Annotated in this window: 1 protein-coding gene, 1 tRNA gene and 1 rRNA gene; all 3 read right to left on the bottom strand. The window is 63.2% G+C overall.

Going from position 1 to position 1,156, the window contains the following annotated elements:
- Window positions 1-111 precede the first annotated feature (111 nt).
- The gene (gene tnpA, locus CJ301_RS04590; RefSeq protein WP_099274768.1) at window positions 112-534 is read right to left on the bottom strand and encodes an IS66-like element accessory protein TnpA; all 423 of its coding nucleotides are present in this window, start codon (window positions 532-534) and stop codon (window positions 112-114) included.
- Between the two features lie 226 nt (window positions 535-760).
- Window positions 761-837: transfer RNA gene (locus CJ301_RS04585), tRNA-Met, on the bottom strand.
- Window positions 838-1,025: 188 nt separating this feature from the next.
- Window positions 1,026-1,140 (bottom strand): 5S ribosomal RNA (gene rrf / locus CJ301_RS04580).
- Window positions 1,141-1,156 lie beyond the last annotated feature (16 nt).

Here is a 1,156-nt window from a genome sequence, read left to right as displayed (position 1 = left end):
GGGGGTCGAGGCCCAACTCGTTTTGGATGGTGGCGGCGAGACCGTCGTGCCCACGGCGGAAGTCGACCGGACGCATGGCGATCACGATCGGCAGGCGCTGACCCGGCAGGATCATGACCGAGCCTCGCGCAGTGCCACTGCGATCTCGGCGATCCGCATCGCCGGCGTGGAAGGCGCCAGCCGGATCACCACGCCCCCGCCGGCCTCGATCTCGATCCGCTTGAAGGGCGCCGCCTCTGGTTCGGGCATGGGCCAAAGGGAGGCGGCTTCAGACCCAGGCTCGTCCAACATCAGCGGCACGAACGCTGGCGAGGTCGCAACCGGGGCCGAACCGAGCTTGCCCTCGCGATGCAGGCGCCGCCAGGTCGTAACCTGCGACGGCATCAGCCGATGCCGCCGAGCCACCTCGCTGACCATCGCCCCGGGTGCATGACTCTCCGCTACGATCCGAAGCTTCGCGTCCGTAGGCCACGTCCGACGCCCGGTCGCGCGATCCTCCAGAACCTCATAGCGCCCCGCAAACCCGTCCGACATCGCACTCTCCCGTTCCACACCCCCAAGATAGGACGGACCGCGCAGCAGGGACGAGATCAGAAGGGAATGGGCCATAGGCCTCGCTTACTGTTTGGTTGCGGGAGCAGGATTTGAACCTGCGCCGGGCTCCGCCCGTCGAGACCTGAAACGCTCCACTGGAGCGTTTCCGAGACGGTCTCGACCCTTCAGGTTCTGCGCCTGACGATCACAATGGCGATGGGGGTATTGGTTGCGGGAGCAGGATTTGAACCTGCGACCTTCAGGTTATGAGCCTGACGAGCTACCGGGCTGCTCCATCCCGCGACACTTTCGGCAGTTCCCCTTCAGGTTATGAGCCTGACGAGGCGTTTGTGTTAAGCAAACTCTCGAGGAGAGTTTGTAACAAACGCGGGCTGCTCCATCCCGCGCCATGTTCGTGGCCTGTCGCCCGGAGGGCTGCTCGAGGCCGCGTTTTGCATCGTTTTCGAGAGAATATGGATGTTCTTTACTAGGTCTGGCGGTGACTTACTCTCCCACGTCTTGAGACGCAGTACCATCAGCGCGACGGCACTTAACGGCCGAGTTCGGAATGGGATCGGGTGTTTTGCTCGTGCTATGGCCACCAGACCGAGTAAAGAACATC

It is taken from the genome of Limimaricola cinnabarinus (assembly GCF_002723615.1).
In the GTDB taxonomy this organism is placed as follows: Bacteria; Pseudomonadota; Alphaproteobacteria; order Rhodobacterales; family Rhodobacteraceae; genus Limimaricola; species Limimaricola cinnabarinus_B.
Note: the sequence above shows the minus strand (reverse complement) of the source record. Positions and strands in the feature narration are given on the sequence as shown.

Coding starts and splice junctions, on each gene's coding strand:
- tnpA (WP_099274768.1), bottom strand. CDS start 534: ATGTCGGACGGGTTTGCGGGGCGCTATGAGGTTCTGGAGGATCGCGCG.